Source organism: Paeniglutamicibacter psychrophenolicus, from assembly GCF_030812255.1.
GTDB lineage: Bacteria > Actinomycetota > Actinomycetes > Actinomycetales > Micrococcaceae > Paeniglutamicibacter > Paeniglutamicibacter psychrophenolicus_A.
In genome coordinates this window covers 30476-47925 of record NZ_JAUSSH010000007.1, presented here as the reverse complement: position 1 = coordinate 47925, position 17450 = coordinate 30476, and the positions used below count along the sequence as shown (strand labels likewise).

20 protein-coding genes are annotated in these 17450 nt (G+C 65.3%); 12 read left to right on the top strand and 8 right to left on the bottom strand.

Going from position 1 to position 17450, the window contains the following annotated elements:
* Positions 1–20 precede the first annotated feature (20 nt).
* The 9 genes from J2T21_RS11280 to J2T21_RS11240 all read left to right on the top strand — a co-directional run bounded on the left by J2T21_RS11280 (position 21) and on the right by J2T21_RS11240 (position 5615).
* Entirely contained in the window at positions 21–425 is a 405-nt protein-coding gene (locus tag J2T21_RS11280) for a hypothetical protein (protein WP_307581472.1), read from the top strand.
* 394 nt (positions 426–819) lie between these two features.
* Complete coding sequence (locus tag J2T21_RS11275; RefSeq protein ID WP_307581471.1) at positions 820–2184, top strand: DUF3987 domain-containing protein; 1365 nt, start codon at positions 820–822, stop codon at positions 2182–2184.
* Positions 2185–2650: 466 nt separating this feature from the next.
* Entirely contained in the window at positions 2651–2932 is a 282-nt protein-coding gene (locus J2T21_RS11270) for a hypothetical protein (RefSeq protein WP_307581470.1), read from the top strand.
* Complete coding sequence (locus J2T21_RS11265; RefSeq protein ID WP_307581469.1) at positions 2929–3096, top strand: hypothetical protein; 168 nt, start codon at positions 2929–2931, stop codon at positions 3094–3096. The genes J2T21_RS11270 and J2T21_RS11265 overlap by 4 nt, the downstream gene beginning before the upstream one ends.
* Entirely contained in the window at positions 3089–3373 is a 285-nt protein-coding gene (locus J2T21_RS11260) for a hypothetical protein (protein ID WP_307581468.1), read from the top strand. Before J2T21_RS11265 ends, J2T21_RS11260 begins: the two co-directional genes overlap by 8 nt.
* Positions 3370–3780, top strand: coding sequence for a hypothetical protein (locus J2T21_RS11255; RefSeq protein WP_307581467.1), 411 nt, complete (start codon positions 3370–3372; stop codon positions 3778–3780). The genes J2T21_RS11260 and J2T21_RS11255 overlap by 4 nt, the downstream gene beginning before the upstream one ends.
* Positions 3781–3850: 70 nt before the next feature.
* A complete protein-coding gene (locus tag J2T21_RS11250; RefSeq protein WP_307581466.1) occupies positions 3851–4633 on the top strand; it encodes a hypothetical protein in 783 nt (260 codons plus the stop codon).
* Positions 4634–5019: 386 nt separating this feature from the next.
* Positions 5020–5373, top strand: coding sequence for a terminase (locus J2T21_RS11245; protein ID WP_307581465.1), 354 nt, complete (start codon positions 5020–5022; stop codon positions 5371–5373).
* Entirely contained in the window at positions 5373–5615 is a 243-nt protein-coding gene (locus tag J2T21_RS11240; protein WP_307581464.1) for a hypothetical protein, read from the top strand. Before J2T21_RS11245 ends, J2T21_RS11240 begins: the two co-directional genes overlap by 1 nt.
* A gap of 338 nt (positions 5616–5953) precedes the next feature.
* Here the strand turns inward: J2T21_RS11240 and J2T21_RS11235 are convergent, their stop codons facing one another.
* From J2T21_RS11235 to glnA, 5 genes are all read right to left on the bottom strand, one after another.
* The gene (locus J2T21_RS11235) at positions 5954–6673 is read right to left on the bottom strand and encodes an HIRAN domain-containing protein (protein WP_307581463.1); all 720 of its coding nucleotides are present in this window, start codon (positions 6671–6673) and stop codon (positions 5954–5956) included.
* Positions 6674–7066: 393 nt separating this feature from the next.
* Positions 7067–7270, bottom strand: a complete 204-nt coding sequence (locus J2T21_RS11230) for an AsnC family protein (protein WP_307581462.1) — start codon at positions 7268–7270, stop codon at positions 7067–7069.
* Between the two features lie 91 nt (positions 7271–7361).
* Complete coding sequence (locus J2T21_RS11225; protein WP_307581461.1) at positions 7362–7691, bottom strand: cupin; 330 nt, start codon at positions 7689–7691, stop codon at positions 7362–7364.
* Positions 7692–7764: 73 nt separating this feature from the next.
* Complete coding sequence (locus J2T21_RS11220; RefSeq protein WP_307581460.1) at positions 7765–10785, bottom strand: bifunctional [glutamine synthetase] adenylyltransferase/[glutamine synthetase]-adenylyl-L-tyrosine phosphorylase; 3021 nt, start codon at positions 10783–10785, stop codon at positions 7765–7767.
* 21 nt (positions 10786–10806) lie between these two features.
* On the bottom strand, positions 10807–12147 hold the full coding sequence (gene glnA / locus J2T21_RS11215) for a type I glutamate--ammonia ligase (protein WP_307581459.1): 1341 nt from the start codon (positions 12145–12147) through the stop codon (positions 10807–10809).
* 124 nt (positions 12148–12271) lie between these two features.
* Here glnA and panB point away from each other — a divergent pair, with 124 nt between their 5' ends.
* Positions 12272–13126: a 3-methyl-2-oxobutanoate hydroxymethyltransferase gene (panB, locus tag J2T21_RS11210; RefSeq protein WP_307581458.1), complete on the top strand. Its 855-nt coding sequence runs from the start codon at positions 12272–12274 to the stop codon at positions 13124–13126.
* 23 nt (positions 13127–13149) lie between these two features.
* Here the strand turns inward: panB and J2T21_RS11205 are convergent, their stop codons facing one another.
* Positions 13150–13344, bottom strand: coding sequence for an SPOR domain-containing protein (locus tag J2T21_RS11205; protein ID WP_307581457.1), 195 nt, complete (start codon positions 13342–13344; stop codon positions 13150–13152).
* A 135-nt stretch (positions 13345–13479) separates the two neighbouring features.
* Here J2T21_RS11205 and map point away from each other — a divergent pair, with 135 nt between their 5' ends.
* The gene (gene map / locus J2T21_RS11200; protein WP_307581456.1) at positions 13480–14355 is read left to right on the top strand and encodes a type I methionyl aminopeptidase; all 876 of its coding nucleotides are present in this window, start codon (positions 13480–13482) and stop codon (positions 14353–14355) included.
* A gap of 54 nt (positions 14356–14409) precedes the next feature.
* Entirely contained in the window at positions 14410–15192 is a 783-nt protein-coding gene (ppgK, locus tag J2T21_RS11195) for a polyphosphate--glucose phosphotransferase (protein ID WP_307581455.1), read from the top strand.
* A gap of 121 nt (positions 15193–15313) precedes the next feature.
* Here ppgK and nrdR read toward each other — a convergent pair whose 3' ends face one another.
* Positions 15314–15802: a transcriptional regulator NrdR gene (gene nrdR / locus J2T21_RS11190; protein ID WP_307581454.1), complete on the bottom strand. Its 489-nt coding sequence runs from the start codon at positions 15800–15802 to the stop codon at positions 15314–15316.
* A 149-nt stretch (positions 15803–15951) separates the two neighbouring features.
* The gene (gene hisD / locus J2T21_RS11185; protein ID WP_373457925.1) at positions 15952–17313 is read right to left on the bottom strand and encodes a histidinol dehydrogenase; all 1362 of its coding nucleotides are present in this window, start codon (positions 17311–17313) and stop codon (positions 15952–15954) included.
* Between the last annotated feature and the right edge of the window lie 137 nt (positions 17314–17450).

The following is a 17450-nucleotide window of genomic DNA, read 5'->3' as shown; positions in this document are numbered from 1 at the left end:
CCCTCAGAAAAGGAATTGATATGTCTAACCATACCTTCACCCCCGGCGATACGGTCATCCACGCCGCCACGGACGAGCGCGGAACCCTCATCAGCACCAACGGCGTTTCCGCCGTAGTCGAGTGGGACACCACCGGCGGCAAGAACCCCGCGGGCATTCTCCCCGTGACCGACCTTGAGCCGTTCACCGCGCCCGCCGCTATCGAGGCATTCACCGATACCGAGCTTGAAGCGGAGCTACAGCGCCGCCGTGATGCGTCCTACGAGGCCGCACGCGTGACGGCGGTCGAATACCTGCGGGAGACTCCCGAGCTGGCCACCCAGGCAACCACTGTGACCCAGTTGTGCCGCGCCGCCATTGATACCGGCCTGTCCCCGGCCGCAATGGTTGAGGCGTGGGGAATCGTCACCCGGGCCACCAAGTGAAGCGCGCAATCCAGCTCACCGCCCGCGGCGTCTTCTGGTGTACCTGCGTCTTTGTAGCACTCATTGTTTGCGCGCTCCCAAGCGTATTCACTGGCCCGTTCTGACAGGAGCGCGCAGCCGTTGACCCAGCAACCCCTAGCCACTGGGCCAGACCCAGAATCCGCTTACCTCGAACAGCTCATACGCACCGACAGAACCGCGTGGGAGCTGTTCCGAATGGGCTACGAAACAGGTCTGGCCCGCAGCATCGACCATGACCACCTGGCCCGGATCATCCGGGCTATGGAACTCAACTACGGAGTGAACAAAGCCCTCGTGAAGTCAACGGCTGACTTCATCGACATACAAGCGCACCGAGAGAAACGGCGTCGCGAAAACTTGAGGAGATCTCCGAATGACGGAAAACCCCCTTCAGTGGGAGTTGGAGCAGGTTCGCGCCCATGAAGCCGAGGCCGAACCGATCCAGGTTGACCGTGAATGGCCAACTTTGAGAGAGGAAGCATTTCACGGCGCGGCGGGTGAAATTGTGCGCAGCTTGGAGCCGACCACCGAAGCCGATCCCGCCGCGTTGCTGGCAGACCTGCTGGCATCGTTCGGATGGGCAGTCGGGGCGGAACAAGAATCGGCGCACATGCTCATTGCGAACTCACCGCACCATGCGAGGTTGTGGCCCATGATCGTTGGCACAACCTCCGTTGGAGCTAAAGGCACTTCCCATAGCGTCATATGGCGCGTAGTCCGAGAGTACCTGGGAAGTGTGCTGAATCCCCCAGCACATAAGACCGGCCTATCGTCCGGTGAAGGTCTCATTGAATCCGTGAAGGATGACAGTGGAGACCCTGCCGACGAAAAGCACTTTGAGCCCGGCGTTCTGGACAAGCGCCTCTTCGTGATGGAGGACGAAATAGCCCAGGTCTTCAAACGATCAAACCGGGAAGGATCGACGCTGGGCCCGACTCTCCGCCTAGCGTGGGACGGCCGGGACTTATCCGTGATGAACCGGCGCAGCATGACGGCAACGGCACCACACATCGTCATCGTGGGGCATATCAGCCCTGGCGAGCTGCAAAAGGTTGTCAGCGGTAGCGACGTGGACGGCGGCACCTTGAACAGATTCCTGTTCGTGTGTTCGCGGCGCTCCAAGCGTCTCCCAAACGGCGGCAACGCCCCACAGGAGGTCATCAAGGGGACGGCGGAATACTTCGCTGAATCCGTCGCAATGGCCCGCAAGGCAGGCCGCATCAAGTTGTCGCCAGAGGCGGAGAGCTACTGGGAACCGCTCTACTACAAGTTGACCGCGGAACGCCCAGACACGCTGCTCACGAAGGCCACAAGCCGACGTGCGCCGTACACGCTGCGAATTGCCATGGTCTACGCATTGCTGGATCAAAGAAACGTTGTCAGCCTCGATGATTTGAGGGCCGCGGCGGCATTTGAACAGTACAGCGTGGACAGTGCAAGGTACATCTTCGAATCGCATGTTGATAAGGGATCTACCGAGCATGGCAAGTTGGCGCAGTTCATCCGGGCGGGCGGCACCCAGGGCAAGAGCCGAGCCGAGATATATGCAGACCTCTACAAGAAAAATCGGAAGTCCGCACTTATCACCGCCGACCTTGCGGCCCTCATGCAGCAGGGATCAATTGTTCAGCAAGAGGTCAAGACGGACGGCCGATCCAAGGTGGTCTTCTACGCCCGCGAACATGCGCGGGGTACGCAAGATACGTATTTACGTGGAAAGCCCTCCGTTGCCGCATAAACACAGGGAACTTTAGCGCGTAAACGGCTACGCATTCGGTTACGCACTTAGTGCCCACGCGCTTTGTGCGTAACCGAGTGCGTAGCCCGAAACGCACGAAGAAACCGCGCAAACAAAGGGATGCAAGCCCTTCTTACGTTAGTACGTATCTTACGTACGCCTACACAAGCACAGAGAGGTTCCACCATGATCCACCGCCAAGGGTTCCGACCCACGCCAAGCATTCCCAACGCCACCGTCACCGCCGTTCATATCCACAAGCCGGGCGGTGTGCGGACGGTCGAAATCAAGTGTCCGCACTGCCCCAAGACTCACACCCACGGCTGGCCCCTGGCTGACCCCGAGGGAACGCCCATCGGGCACCGAGTCTCCCACTGTTCGGACGGGAACGAGAACTCCGGCTACTACATCGTTCTTCCCGACGAGCCCCCATGCTGAATCACCACGACTGCCAGGAAGGCACCAAATGAACAACCCCAAGACCCGACCAAAAGGCGAACCGGACTACGCAATCGGAAAGCGCCTACGGGCCCGACCGGTCAACTTAGACAACAACCGAGGGCGCGGCGTGCAACTACGCTTTGGGCCGTTCCTTGCCACAGTCACCGAGGGCCACGCCGTCCGCTTTGCAAACCGCATCATCGACGCAATAGAAGCTGAGCCAGAAGCAGAGCCAACGCCAGCGATCGCCGCGCCGCTCCACACCAGCCGCAGCACCACCCCCACCGAATCAGGAAGCAAGCCATGATCCAAGTAATCACCGCCGAAGGGACGTTTACCGTCCCCGGCACCGCCGAAGACGTGCACACCGACAGCACCGGCCTAAGAGTCACCTACGAACACAAGACCATCGCCCATTTTCGCCGGTGGCTCCACTGGCTCGAAGCAGAGGAAGAAACCACCAATGCCTGATGAACACGACTGGAAAAAAGCAGCCCGCGAATGGGAAACCAAGGCCAAGGACACCCGCGACGAACTCGAAGCCCTGAACGGCAAATTTGCCGAACTCGAAGCCCAAGAGCACGAACTCGCCGCCAAGCTCGCCGCGCTTGATTCCAACCAGGCACGCGCCGCACTGATCCACAAGGTAGCCACCGCTGCCGGAGTGCCCGCCGGCGTGCTGCGCGGCGCCGATGAAGCCGAACTGACCGCACACGCCCAAACCATCAAAGGACTGATGCCACGATGACCACCAACGACCCGAACCCCTGGGCCGCACTGAGCCGAGCACTGTTTACCGGCGCACCCCTCGAAGCCGAGCCGGCCGCAACCCCGCCGGCCGAGCCCACCGACCCGCCGGCACCCGCAGCCCAGATAGACCCCTTCCGGCAATGGGAGGCCGACACCGCACAGCAGCAGGCCAAGGCAACCGTTGTGGAACGCATCGCCGCCGCCCACAACGTGCCCGCCGCCGCCCTGGTCGGGAACACGCCCGAAGAACTCACCCAGCACGCCCAAGCACTCAGCGCATGGATGGGCGACATTGGCGCCCCGGTCATCGACGGCCAGGGCACCACGCCCCCGCCAGCGGCCGGGATGCCCCGCGACTTGCGCGCCATGCTCAACCTCATGTCGGCCCCGCACCTGCGCAGCTAACCAACACTCCGAACCCCAAGCCGTCACAACCCCGTGACGGCTTTTTTCATACCCGAAAGGCAACACCAACATGTCTACCGCCAACAACGCAACGTTCGCCAAGACCGCAGAGCACGCCATCAACGCCACAGGCCTTGAAGGCTACAAGCCCTACGAGCCCCGGCCCCTGGTCATCCCCGAGCGCATCACCAGCGATGATGTGGCCGCGGTCATCCTCGAAAGCCTGGAAGCCGGCAACGACCCAGCCGAAGATCCAGACGTGCAGCGGGCCGTCACCCGGCACAACATCGCCAACTACACCCACTACATGCAGACCAAGCACGCCTACAGCGAATCGTTGCGCCACATCGCCCACATCAAGGCGCAGCGGGAAACGCTGATTGCCGAGATGAAAGAGAAGTTCGACGCCGCCGCCGAAGTGCTGCGCGACGCCCACAAGGTGCTGGGAGACGAACCGCTGTGGGATCGCAACTTTGCCAGCCCCGGCGACAAGAACGCCATTGTGCGCATCCACGCACAGGCCGCGCTCTACACAACGGATCTAATCGTGCAGAACTGGAGCACGCTGATGTTCCACCTTGCGGGCCAGCCGGGAGTAAGAACCGGCATCTTGCACTACCTGCGAGCCACCGCCGAAGAAGCCGACCGACTAGGCGCAGACCTTGGAGAGCTCACCACCACCGGCCGCAAAAAGGGAGTCTGGGACGCCTTGTGTAACGGCATCACGGTAGACCTGGCCACCGACTACGACGATGTGCGCGCCCGCGCCGTCGCATTGAGCCAGACCCGAGAGCAGCAGCGACAGGCAGAAGCACGCGCCCAGCAGCAGGCAGCAGAAAACGCCGGACAGTAGCCGGCCGACCTAGCCAAGCGGCAAGCCATGGCAAAGCAATAGCAAACGGATAGCAACAGCCATGGCAAACCCTGGCGCTTGCCATCCAGTGTGGCCCAACACGGACAACGTTGGGCCACACCAAGCACCACCACCAACACCACAGGAGCCCGTCTAACGGACTCCCACACCAGCGGCCGAACCGGCGCCCACGGCAACACCCGCAAGCCGCCCAAAACCACACCGCGGGCCAGCCAACCGCACCGCCAGACAGACCCCAGGGGGGAGGGGCTCGTCCACCGCCCTGCAGTCTCCCCCCTGGCCTAGCTCTCCGTCTCCAGAAGACCTGGATGAATCGACCTATTTTTACGGCCTTATCCCCGTGTTTCCAATGAAAGGACACCAGAATGACTACCGGCAAGACCCCTAGAATGCCTCCGAACCTGAACGCGGGAGGCAAAAAGATGTGGAAAAGCGTCGTTGAAGAGTACGATTTGGGCCCGCACGAACTGACCCTGTTGCTCCAGGTTGTCCGCGCTGTTGACGCGCTGGACGCACTGGAAAGCATCGTCCGTGCCGAGGGTGTCACGGTGACCACGCCGCAGGGCGTGAAGGCTCACCCGGCCCTTGTGGAGTCGCGCCAGCAGGCAATTACCCTGGCCAAGCTGGTTGCCTCGCTGCGCCTGCCCCTCGAAGAAGACGAAGAGGCCGGGCGGTTGCCTCAGCGACGCGTTGGCGTCCGCGGATTGAGGGCCGTCTAGTGGCCCGCCGCAAGGTAAAGCCGCTCGTTTCCATCCTGGACGGTTCAGAAATTCCGGTTTGGGTGCTCGAATTTGCGCTTGAAGACTGGCAGGGTGACTGCGGATACCACCAGTGGAAGGCATGGAATACCGCCCGCACCGCTTGGGCAACTGAGAATCTGCCGGACGGCGTTGCCTCGCTGCCGTGGTGGGAAGGCCGAATCCCCGACCGACCGTGGAGCGAAGTCGCCCACACGATCTGACCCTTAGATTTGGCGTCAACGTCACCGGCGGGCTGCAACAAGGTAAGTGCCGGACGATGGCAGCGAGCGAACGGGTTGTTTGCGATGACCTGCCAGCGCCAGCAGTCGAGTAAAACGCAGGTGGCTATTCAGATTAGGATTCTGTCGCCTTCCAACCCTGTTATTGACTGCAAGACGAAGCCCCCCAGTAGCTCACATGAGCTCCTGGGGGGCCTTTTGTCGTCGTGCTGTGATCTAGGACTTTCGCGAGGGTTACGGGAAACCTCGCGAGCGTGTGCGATTCGGGGAAGTCCGCCGAGAGTCCGGGAGCCTTTGTCCTGCTAAGGCATGGGAACCTTCTACCGACCGTTGATCGCGGCCCATGTTGCGGGCGTGGTGATTAACACCTGTGAACCGCCCATGACTGTATGGGCGACCAGCTCCACGTCGGCGTCCATTGCTTTAGCCACCCACTTGGCCTGGCCTTTGCGCACATAACCGATCTTGGCGGAACCTGAGCGCGTCATGACCGCCACAGCGTTGGGGTCGTGCTCGTTCTTAGGCTCTCGCTTCAAGCTGAGCTGTTGCCCGTCTGAACGTTGCGCGCTACCTGCCTTGTAATAGCCCGTCCCCATGATCTTTGCGCCGTACACGTCCCAGGGTCGGAGATAGATGCTTGTCGGGTCAATAACGCGGCCGTCAGGAAGTGCGATAGCTAACCCCTTGCCGCATCCCCGCAGTCGAAATTTTGGCATGGGCTCGCCGGCGGCCTTCAGTGCGGCCAGCGCGACTTTGGTGTCTTCTGTGCCGAGCAGGCCAGCACGTAGCTGTTTCACGGACTTACCGGCGGCGGCCGCCCGCTCTCGTTCCCGATCATAGATCTGCGCCTGGCGTTCAAGCCGGCGAGCTTCGCCTGGCGACAAATCGCGGTAACGTTCGCGTACACCAACATTCGCCTGTGGTGCGGGAATGTCGTTGACCATCACGGGAGCCGGCTTTTCAATCGGAGGCTTATGCGAATCCGTAGAAACAGCATCACGACTTGACCGGCCACCGAATAGTTTTTGAAAGAATCCCATGATCACATCATGCCAGCGGCAACGCGGAACCATGATTCCCTGTTGCAAGGAGTCGAAAGTGTGGGCACGAGCTTAAGGACCGGGAACCATTCCCTGTTGGATACTCTCGGGGCGGGAAGAGGTCACCAGTCCGCAAGAAGTCCGCAAGAGGTCTACAAACGGTCATTTTTCGCCATTCCTGCCCAACCACGAAAAGCCCGGAATCACGCGGAATTCGGCGGTATCCAACCCCTACCAATTACCCTTTGCCAGTTCGAGCTGTACTACGGCTGCTAGATAGGGTGCCGGGATTCCTCGGCACCGACTTAAAAGTCCGCGTGGACGCCGTTGCTTCAGAGTGAAGCTCCGGCCCCGCGCGGACTTTTTTGCTTTCTGCGATGGGTAGGGAATCGGCTAGGACTTCTTCCCGTAACGCTGGTGCACGGCCTGGCGGCTCACGCCCAGAACAAGCGCGATGGCCTCCCAGGAGAAGCCCTCGGCACGCGCGCGGCGCACCAGCACGGATTCCTGGCGCCTGGCGTCCCGTTGAAGGTCGGCCACCGCGCGCAAGGCGTCAATCGTTCCGCCTTCGCCCTGCTCAAGCTTTGTCTTGGTCATTGAACACCCGCCTTCCAACGTCAACCTATCTTGACGCTGTCGGCTCGTCAAGGTTTATTGACACAGGACCTGGGCAGGCGACGGTCCGAGGTCAACCCGCCAACGAGGTGAGCAGGAAGGCACAGTCCTCGTTTGCCACAACGTTGTGCACGGCATCGGGCAGCACGAACAGCCCCCCGTGCTCGATCGTCTTGGACTCGCCTTCCCAATTGACCACGATGGATCCTCGCAACACCTGCAGGGTCGCCGCCTCGGGCTTTTCATGGTCGTTCAGCGTGGACCCGGCCAGCAGCGTGACCAAGGTGTGGCGCAGGCGCCCATCCTTGAGCACCGCGATGGCACTGCGGCCATTGTTGGAAGCCGTTGCCTTGTCCCATTCCTTCGTGACAAGTTGATCAAGTTCGGCGCTGGTAACGTGCATGGTTCTTTCCCTGCCCTTTCAATGACAACCACAAAAACCTGGCCCAACCCACCTTACGTTCGCTTCAGGCGATTCAGTCCTCAAACCCATAGAAGTAGCGCTCGAAGACCTGCCGTGCCCGCCGGGTGGCCTTGAGGTAATCATCCTCCATCACCGAGGCCTCCCCCGGTGCATAGCCGCACCAGCGGGCCACCGCTTCCATGTCACGCCAGGAATTGGGCAGGACATCGCTGACCCGCCCGGTGCAAATCAACCCGGCGCTCCTGATCTTGGTCGCCAGGGACCATGCATGGTCCAGCAGCGCCACGTCCTCGGCCGGGATGATCCCTGCCTTGGCGATGGCTGCCAGTGCAGGGCGCGTGGAGGTGGTTCGCAGTGCCGGATGGTCCTTGGCGTGGCTCAGCTGCATCAGCTGGACCAGCCATTCGACGTCGCTGAGGGAGCCGCGGCCCAGCTTCAGGTGCCGCTCGGGCTCCGCGCCGCGGGGCAGCCGTTCGGCCTCCACGCGCGCCTTGATCCGGCGGATCTCGCGGATTTGTTCCTCGCCCATGACCTGTTCGTAGCGCAGCGGATCGATCATGGCCATGAAGTCGGCTGCCAATTCCTCTGACCCCGCCATGGGCGTGGCCCGCAGCAGCGCCTGCTGTTCCCAGATCTGGGACCAGCGCCGGTAGTACTCCTCATAAGAGGCCAGGGAGCGCACCAGCGGACCGCTCTTGCCCTCCGGGCGCAGCGCCGCGTCGATTTCCAGCCGGGGTTCGGCTTGGATGGCCGGCACCATGGGCCTGCCCAGCAACGAGCCGAGGGCCGTGGCGATGCGCATCGCCTGTTCCTGGGCGCCCTGCTGGTCGGCCGCGTCGAAGGCGCGCTGCACGAACATCACGTCCGCGTCCGAGCAGTAGCCGATCTCATGCCCGCCCTGCCGGCCCATGGCCATCACCAGGAACTCGCCCAGCTGCGGGGTCGCGGCATATTCGGTGCGCTGGGCCACCTCCAGTGCCCCGCGCACGGCGGCCCTGTCGTTGTCCGCCAGGGCCCGTCCCACGGTGTCCTGGTCGATGACCGCGGCGCCATCCGCCAGGGCGATGCGCAGGATCTCGCGGCGCCTGATGACCCGGATCAGCCGGATCGCCTGGTCGGGGCCGAGGTTCCGCTTGAGCTTTGAGGAGATCTCGCCCCATAGCGCCTCGTACCCCAGTGGCTGCAGCGACTTGCTGGACCCCAGCCATGCCGCCGATTCCGGGGAAACCTCCAGTAGGTCGGTGATGAAGCGGGAGTTCGACAGCATCTTGCACAACCGCTCGGCCGCCGCGTTGGAGTCCCGCAGCATGCCCAGGTACCAGTGCGATTCCCCCAAGGACTCGCTCAGCCGCCGGAAGCCCAGCAGCCCGGCATCCGGGTCAACGCCCTCGGCGATCCAGCCCAGCAGCACCGGCAGCAGCTGCCGTTGCAGCGCGGCGCGTCGGCGCACTCCCCCGGTGAGCGCCTCGATGTGGCGCATGGCGGCCTTCGGGTCCACATAGCCCAGGGCCCGCAGGCGCGATTGCGCGGCCTCCGGCGAGAGCCGCACCTCGTCCGCGGAGAGGTTGGCGGCGTTGGACAGCAGCGGGCGGTAGAAGATCCGCTCGTGCAGAAGCCGCACCAGCTTCTTGGTCTCGCCCCAGCGTTCCAGCAGCGCGGCGGCGGTGGACAGCTCGACGCCCAGGGTGGAGCGCAGCGCCCGGGCCAGCACGCGCTGGCCCGATTCCTTGTGCGGCATCAGGTGGGTCCGGCGCAGGTTCACCAGCTGGATGCGGTGCTCGAGCACGCGCAGGAATCGGTAGGAGCTGTCGAATTTCTTGGCGTCGTCGCGCCCGATGTACCCTGCCAGGGACAGCGCGGCGATGGCCCCGGTGGTGGAGCGCACGCGCAGCGTCTCGTCGACCCGGCCGTGGACCAGTTGGAGCAGCTGGACGGTGAATTCGACATCGCGCAGCCCGCCGGGGCCCAGCTTGATCTGGTGCGCCAGTTCGGCCGGCTTGATGTTTGCGGTGACCCTCCGGCGCATCCGCTGCACGGACTCGACGAATCCGTCGCGTTCCGAGGCCCCCCACACCAGCGGTGCGACCATGGCCTCGTAGGCGGCGCCCAGCTCGGCATCCCCGGCGATCGCCCGGGCCTTGAGCAGCGCCTGGAACTCCCAGGACGCGGCCCAGCGCCCATAGTAGGCGGCGTGGGATTCCAGCGTCCGGCTCAGGGCGCCGTCCTTGCCCTCGGGGCGCAGGTTGGCATCGACTTCCCAGAGTCCCGGTTCGGTTCCCGACGCGTCGATGGCCCGGGAGATCCCGGAGGCCAGTTCCCTGGCCACGGTGTGGGCCAGCTCCTCGTCGAGGCGCTCGGACGAGTGGACGTAGATGACATCGACGTCCGAGACGTAGTTCAGTTCGTGGGCGCCGCACTTGCCCATGCCGATCACCGCCAGTCGCACGTCGGCGACGTCCTCGACGGAAAAGCGTGCGGAAGCCTCGGCCCGGCTGATGGCCAGGGCACCTTCGAGGGCGGCGGCAGCAAGGTCGGCCAGCTCCCGGCCGACCTCCGGCATCGCCTCGAGCGCATCGGCGGCGCCCAGGTCCCGGTGGACCAGGGACAGCAGCGCCTTGCGGTAGGCCACGCGCAGCACGCGGTAGCCCTCTTCGCCGGAGACGCCCGCCACCGGCGGGATCCCTGAGGCCGGATCGGCACCCACCGCGCGCAGCAACTGGGCACGCAGTTCCATCGCGTCACGGCCCGCCATGCGTTCGGGGGCCGGGGTCCGGAAGACTTCCAGGCACCCGGGTTCGCGGATCATGAAGTTCGCCATGGCCCCGGAGGCGCCCAGCAAGCGCAGCAACCCCGGCGCGGTGCGCGGGTCGACGGCCAGTTCCAGCGCCGCGGGGGCATGCGGAACCAGGCGGATCAGCGACAGCAGCGCCTGGTCCGGGTCGGCGGCGTATGCCAAGTGGCGCACCAGCGCTGCATGGTCGATGCCCGCCAGTTCCCTGTCATCCAGGAAACGCTTGGCCCGCTCCAGGTCGTCGAACCCGGCGGAAATCAGCTGCCGCGTGGAGATCTGCAAGGAATCCGCTCCCCCGCCGGCCTAGAGGATCCCGAGGTAGCGGCGCAGCTCGAACGGGCTGACGTTCTGCCGGTAGGCCTCCCACTCGTCGCGCTTGTTGCGCAGGAAAGAGGTGAAGACCTGCTCGCCCAGGATGTCGGCGACCAGCTCGGATTCCTCCATGGCGCGGATCGCGTCGTGCAGGGAACCGGGCAGCGGGTCGTGCCCGGAGGCACGGCGTTCGGCGCTGCTCAGGCCCCAGACGTCTTCCTCGGCCTGCGGCTCGAGTTCGTAGCCTTCCTGGATGCCCTTCAGCCCGGCGCCCAGCAGGCAGGCGTAGGCCAGGTAGGGGTTGGTGGCCGAGTCGATGCCGCGGTACTCCACGCGGGCGCTCTGGCCCTTGCCGGGCTTGTACAGCGGGACGCGGACCAGCGCGGAGCGGTTGTTGTGTCCCCAGGAGCGGTGGCTCGGGGCCTCCCCGCCGCCCCAGAGGCGCTTGTAGGAGTTCACGAACTGGTTGGTCACGGCCGTGAATTCCGGGGCGTGGTGCAGGATCCCGGCAATGAACTGGCGGGCCGTGTCCGAGAGCTGGAATTCCCGCCCGGCCTCGAAGAACGCATTGGTGTCGCCCTCGAAGAGGGAGAAGTGGGTGTGCATGCCGGATCCGGGTTCGTCCGAGAAGGGCTTGGGCATGAACGTGGCATAGATGCCCTGCTGGATCGCGACCTCCTTGATCACGGTGCGGAAGGTCATCACGTTGTCGGCGGTCTGCAGCGCATCGGCGTAGCGCAGGTCGATCTCGTTCTGGCCCGGACCGCTTTCGTGGTGGCTGAACTCCACGGAGATCCCCACGGCCTCGAGCATCGTCACCGCGGTGCGGCGGAAGTCCTGGGCCACGCCTCCGGTGACGTGGTCGAAGTAACCGCCCCGGTCAACCGGCACCGGGTAGCCGTCGAGGCCCAGCTCCGAGGAGCGTAACAAATAGAATTCGATTTCCGGGTGCGTGTAGCAGGTGAAGCCCATCTCGGAGGCAACTGCCAGCTGGCGCTTGAGCACGTGGCGCGGGTCGGCGGCGGCCGGCAGCCCGTCGGGAGTCAGGATGTCACAGAACATCCGCGAGGTGGGCTCGACCTCGCCGCGCCACGGCAGGATCTGGAAGGTGGAGGGGTCCGGCTGCAGCAGCATGTCCGATTCGTAGATGCGCGACAATCCCTCGATGGAGGAGCCGTCGAATCCCAGGCCTTCCTCGAAGGCGCCCTCGACCTCGGCGGGGGCCAGCGCCACGGATTTCATGGAACCAACCACGTCCGTGAACCACAGGCGCACAAAACGCACGTCTCGTTCTTCAATGGTTCTTAGGACGAATTCCTGCTGGCGATCCACGGCGGGTTCCTTCCACAACGGCTTCTCTGGCGGCGGTTCCCGCCCCCACTAACTCACTTTATACGTTTTTGCGTTCATGACGCCGAACGACAGCTTCACCTGAATGTGCATTAGTCTCTTGCCCATGAGTGCTCATCCTTCCACACCAGCAAATCCAGCATCCCCCGGTCCCGCATCCACCGCCCGCATCCGGCTGCACCACCTGCAATCGGCCAAGGACCAGGGTGCGAAGTTCGCGATGCTCACCGCCTACGACACCATGATGGCCTCCATCTTCGATTCCGCCGGCATCGAGGTGCTGCTGGTGGGCGACTCGGCGGCAAACACCGTGATGGGATACTCCTCCACGTTGCCGATCACCCTTGACGACATGGTCGTCTTCGCCAAGTCGGTGGTTTCCGGGGCCAAGCGCGCCCTGGTGGTGTGCGACCTTCCGTTCGGTTCCTACGAGGTGTCGCCCGAACAGGCCGTGGCCTCGGCGGTGAAGCTGATGAAGGAGGGCGGGGTACATGCGGTCAAGCTCGAGGGCGGGGCGTACTTCGTCCCGCACGTGCGGGCGCTGGTCGCCGCCGGCGTGCCGGTGATGGCGCACATCGGTTTCACCCCGCAGTCCGAACATGCCCTGGGCGGCTACCGGGTGCAGGGCCGCGGCGATGCGGCCGACGCAATGGTTGCCGACGCCCAGGCGCTGGAGGCCGCCGGCGCGTTTGCCGTGCTGATGGAAATGGTTCCCACCGAAACCGCGGCCCGCGTCGATGCGTCCCTGCACGTTCCCACCGTGGGCATCGGTGCCGGCGGCGCCACGACCGGGCAGGTGCTGGTGTGGCAGGACATGCTCGGGCTCGGCGCAGGCAAGGCCGCCCGCTTCGTGAAGAAGTACGCGGACCTGCGCTCGGTGGTGGCAGATGCCGCCGCCGCATACCACGACGAGGTCCTCGGCGGCGTCTTCCCGGGCCCGGAACACGAGTTCGGGCAGTAGCGGGTCCCCGCCCGTTCCCTTCCCTACTCTTCGTCTTCCTCGTCGGCCTGGTCCCACTGTTCGTTGCGTTCGCGCACCTTGCTCATGGCAAGTTCGGCCTCGGCCCGCGACTTGTAGGGGCCCAGGAGCTTTGACCAATCCGCCTGCGGACCGGACTCCACCTGGCCGGTGGTGATGTTGAACCAGAATTCGCCCTCGCCGGGCAATGCTCCACTCATCGGGACTGACCCACCTTTCGTTCCTGCATCGTGACTCGGTATGCCACCACCCTACCGCCGGGCGGCGGCGCAGCGCCGTGCGAAACGGGAATGCGCCGTGGCTTGGGGTCCCGTCACACCGCTAGAATGGAAACCATGCCTTTAGCTTCAACCGCGCCCATTGGTTCCCTGGTTCCAGGGACCCCCACTGCGCAACGCACCGTCCCCGCCTCGATCCCCCGCCCCGAGTACGTCGGGCGCCCCGCACCGCGCAAGTCCGATGCCCCGGAGGTCCGCTCCCCCGAGATCATCGCCAAGATGCGCGTGGCCTCCAAGATCGCAGCCCAGGCACTGGCCGAGGTCGGCCGTGCCATCGTCCCGGGGGTCACCACCGACGAGCTCGACAGGATCGGGCACGAGTTCCTGCTGGACCACAAGGCCTACCCCTCGACCCTGGGCTACCGCGGCTTCACCAAGTCGCTGTGCGCCTCGATCAACGAGGTCATCTGCCACGGCATCCCGGACACCACCGTGGTGCAGGACGGGGACATCGTGAACATCGACATCACCGCGTTCATCGGCGGGGTCCACGGCGACACCAACGCCACGTTCCTGGCCGGGGACGTGGACGAGGAATCCCGGCTGCTGGTCGAGCGCACCGAGGAATCCCTGCGCCGGGCCATCAAGTCGGTCATGCCGGGCCGGGAGATCAACGTCATCGGCCGCACCATCTCCGCCTACGCAAAACGCTTCGGCTATGGCGTGGTGCGGGACTTCACCGGCCACGGCGTGGCAGAATCCTTCCATACCGGCTTGATCATCCCGCACTACGATGCAGCACCGGCCTACAGCCAGCTCATCGAAGAGGGCATGACGTTCACCATCGAACCCATGCTCACCCTCGGCACCATCGAGTGGGACATGTGGGACGACGGCTGGACCGCCACCACCAAGGACCGCAAGCGGACCGCACAATTTGAACACACCTTGCTCGTCAACGAGGACGGCGCCGAAATCCTGACCCTGCCCTAGCGCAGGTCACCACCCGCCCCGTCAAGAACCCGTTCGAGAAGGAAACCCCACCGCATGACACACAGCGCCTCCACCCCGACTCCCCTGGCCATCGGCATCGACATCGGTGGCACCGGCATCAAGGGCGGCATCGTCGACCTCTCGATCGGGAAGCTGATCGGCGAACGCGTCCGCATCGACACCCCGCAGCCCGCCACCCCGGCCGCGGTGGCCGAGGTCGTTGCCAGGATCGTTGCCGAGCTCGATGCCCGCGGGGATGCCCCCGGCTCCGGAACCCCGGTGGGTGTCACCTTCCCGGCGATCATCCACCGCGGCGTGGCGCGCTCGGCGGCCAACGTGGACAAGTCGTGGATCGGCACGGACGTCGATGCGCTGTTCACCGAGCAGCTGGGGCGCCCGGTCCATGTCATGAACGACGCCGACGCCGCCGGACTGGCCGAGGTGCATTTCGGTGCGGGCGTCGGTGTCGACGGGACGGTGCTGGTCATCACCCTGGGCACCGGCATCGGCTCGGCCCTGATCCACAACGGCGTGCTGGTTCCCAACCTGGAACTCGGGCACCTGGAAATCGACTCGGTCATCGCCGAGGCCCGCGCCTCGGCGTCGGCCCGCGAGCGCGACGACCTGTCCTGGGACGAGTACGCGGTGCGCCTGCAGCGGTTCTTCTCCCACGTGGAGTTCCTCTTCTCCCCCACCCTGTTCATCATCGGCGGCGGGATCTCCAAGCGTGCCGACGACTACCTGCCGCAGCTTTCGATCGCCACCCCGATCACCACGGCGAAGTCCAAGAACAACGCCGGCATCGTCGGTGCGGCATTGCAGTCGGCGCTGTCCTAGACCTTACGGGCGCAAAACAACGGCGGGCCCCCTGCCATCCCCATTCACGTTTCGGTGAAGGGAATGGCCGGGCGGCCCGCCGTTTGCGGTTGATGCCATGGGCCCCTGCGGGCCTTCCGGCCTAGCGGGCGCCCAGCGGGCGCTGGCGCCCCACGGGCCGGACCTCGCGTTCGGCCCGCAGCTTGGCGATCGCCAGCTCGAAGTCCTCGAGCGACTTGAAGTCCTGGTAGACGCTGGCAAAGCGCAGGTAGGCCACCTCGTCGAGGCGCTGCAGCGGGGCAAGGATCGCCAGCCCGACCTCGCGGGCATTGATTTCGGCCGCTCCGCTGGAGCGCACCGCTTCCTCGACTTCCTGGGCCAGCACGGCCAGGTCGTCGTCCGTGACGGGCCGGCCCTGGCAGGCCTTGCGCACGCCGTTGATGACCTTCGCGCGGCTGAACGGCTCGGCCACCCCGGAACGCTTGAGCACGTTCAGGCTGGTGGTCTCGGCGGTGCTGAACCTGCGTCCGCAGGCGGCGCATTGCCGGCGGCGGCGAATCGCGGTGCCGTCATCGGTCAGCCGGCTGTCCACAACGCGCGAATCGGTGTGCCTGCAATAGGGACAGTACATGGCACCCCTTCCTCGGGTCTTTGGCCGGGCACATACGTGCCCGGGATCAGTTTAGGGCCATATATAGCCTAATCACAACAATGTGATTACCACATGTTGTGGTCGTGCTCACAATCGGGCACCATGGCGGCCGGCTTGCCCCGGGCGCCTCACGGGAAGCGGATGGCCACCGCATCCCCGTGGGCCGGCAGGTCCTCGGCGTTGGCCAGCGCGATCACGTGCGGCGCCACCGCGGCCAGCGCGGCGCGGTCGTAGTCGATGACCTGGATGGCCTTCAGGAAGGTGTTCACGTTCAACCCCGAGGCGAAGGCCGCGGTGCCGCTGGTCGGCAGGACGTGGTTGGAGCCGGCGCAGTAGTCCCCCAGGCTCACCGGGGCGTTGGGCCCGACGAACACGGCACCCGCCGCGGTGATCCCCGCGGCGTCGGCTGCCGCGTCGGCCGTGTGGACCTCCAGGTGCTCGGCGGCGTACACGTTGCACACGGCGATCCCGGCGGCGACGTCGTCGACCAGGATGATCGCCGACTGGTTCCCTCCCAGCGCGATGCGCACCCGCTCGGAGTGCTTCGTGGCGGCGCACTGGTTTTCCAGCGCCTCGCGCACCGCCTCGGCAAGCTCCGGGGAGTCGGTGACCAGCACCGCGGCGGCGTTGGGGTCGTGCTCGGCCTGAGAGACCATGTCGGCGGCGATGAAGGCGGGATTCGCCGTGGCGTCGGCAAGGATCGCGATCTCGGTGGGCCCGGCCTCGGCGTCGATGCCGACCACGCCCTTGACCAGGCGCTTGGCGGTGGCCACGAAGAGGTTCCCGGGACCGGTGACCACGTCGACGGGCTCGATGGCCAGCGCCGGGTCCATTCCCGCGCCGGCCGGGACGCCGTAGGCGAAGGCGGCAATGGCCTGGGCCCCGCCGATGGCGTGGACCTCGCCGACGCCCAGCAGCTGGGCGGCGGCCAGGATCACGGGGTGGGGCAGCCCGCCGAACTCCTTCTGCGGGGGCGAGGCGATGGCCAGGGAGCCGACGCCCGCGGCCAGGGCAGGCACCGCGTTCATGATCACCGAGCTGGGGTACACGGCCAGCCCGCCCGGGACGTACAGGCCCACCCGGCGCACCGGGACCCAGCGCTGGGTGACGGTGGCACCGGCGCCGTATTCGACGCGGGTCTCGCCGGGCACCTGGGCGGCGGCAAAGACGCGGGCCCGGGCGATGGATTCCTCGAGGCCTGCCCGCACCCCGGGGTCAAGCTCCGCCAGGGCCCGTTCCATCGCGTCTGCCGGGACCCGGGTGTGGTCCTGCTGCACGCCGTCGAACTGCTCGGCCAGCTCGGACAGCGCGGAGAATCCGTCGGTGCGCACGCGGCGGATGATCGATTCGACCGCTTCTGCCGCGGTGGCGAAGTTCAGTTCCGGGCGCGGCAGCACCGCCTTGAGGCTGGCATGGTCCAGGGCGGCACCTCGCAGGTCGAGGTCCTGGAGCGCGGAAAAGGTCTGGGGGCGTACATTGGAAGTCACCATGCCAGTTTATCGCGGGCCGGGTCCAGGTGCGGCAGCCGAGGCCACAGTGGCCTCCGGAGGCGTAACCCGGCAGCCCCCTGCCCCTTGTCCGCCCCCGCCGCCGGGCCCGGTGGCCTAGGCTGCTTCCAGGACCAAAC

Bases quoted from the DNA above. Each gene is read 5' to 3' on its own strand.
- J2T21_RS11255 (WP_307581467.1), top strand. From the start codon at position 3,370: ATGACCACCAACGACCCGAACCCCTGGGCCGCACTGAGCCGAGCACTG.
- J2T21_RS11265 (WP_307581469.1), top strand. From the start codon at position 2,929: ATGATCCAAGTAATCACCGCCGAAGGGACGTTTACCGTCCCCGGCACC.
- J2T21_RS11205 (WP_307581457.1), bottom strand. From the start codon at position 13,344: ATGAGTGGAGCATTGCCCGGCGAGGGCGAATTCTGGTTCAACATCACC.
- J2T21_RS11225 (WP_307581461.1), bottom strand. From the start codon at position 7,691: ATGCACGTTACCAGCGCCGAACTTGATCAACTTGTCACGAAGGAATGG.
- J2T21_RS11250 (WP_307581466.1), top strand. From the start codon at position 3,851: ATGTCTACCGCCAACAACGCAACGTTCGCCAAGACCGCAGAGCACGCC.
- nrdR (WP_307581454.1), bottom strand. From the start codon at position 15,802: ATGTACTGTCCCTATTGCAGGCACACCGATTCGCGCGTTGTGGACAGC.
- J2T21_RS11245 (WP_307581465.1), top strand. From the start codon at position 5,020: ATGACTACCGGCAAGACCCCTAGAATGCCTCCGAACCTGAACGCGGGA.
- hisD (WP_373457925.1), bottom strand. From the start codon at position 17,313: ATGGTGACTTCCAATGTACGCCCCCAGACCTTTTCCGCGCTCCAGGAC.
- panB (WP_307581458.1), top strand. From the start codon at position 12,272: ATGAGTGCTCATCCTTCCACACCAGCAAATCCAGCATCCCCCGGTCCC.
- J2T21_RS11260 (WP_307581468.1), top strand. From the start codon at position 3,089: ATGCCTGATGAACACGACTGGAAAAAAGCAGCCCGCGAATGGGAAACC.
- map (WP_307581456.1), top strand. From the start codon at position 13,480: ATGCCTTTAGCTTCAACCGCGCCCATTGGTTCCCTGGTTCCAGGGACC.
- J2T21_RS11270 (WP_307581470.1), top strand. From the start codon at position 2,651: ATGAACAACCCCAAGACCCGACCAAAAGGCGAACCGGACTACGCAATC.
- J2T21_RS11275 (WP_307581471.1), top strand. From the start codon at position 820: ATGACGGAAAACCCCCTTCAGTGGGAGTTGGAGCAGGTTCGCGCCCAT.
- J2T21_RS11235 (WP_307581463.1), bottom strand. From the start codon at position 6,673: ATGGGATTCTTTCAAAAACTATTCGGTGGCCGGTCAAGTCGTGATGCT.
- ppgK (WP_307581455.1), top strand. From the start codon at position 14,410: ATGACACACAGCGCCTCCACCCCGACTCCCCTGGCCATCGGCATCGAC.
- J2T21_RS11230 (WP_307581462.1), bottom strand. From the start codon at position 7,270: ATGACCAAGACAAAGCTTGAGCAGGGCGAAGGCGGAACGATTGACGCC.
- J2T21_RS11280 (WP_307581472.1), top strand. From the start codon at position 21: ATGTCTAACCATACCTTCACCCCCGGCGATACGGTCATCCACGCCGCC.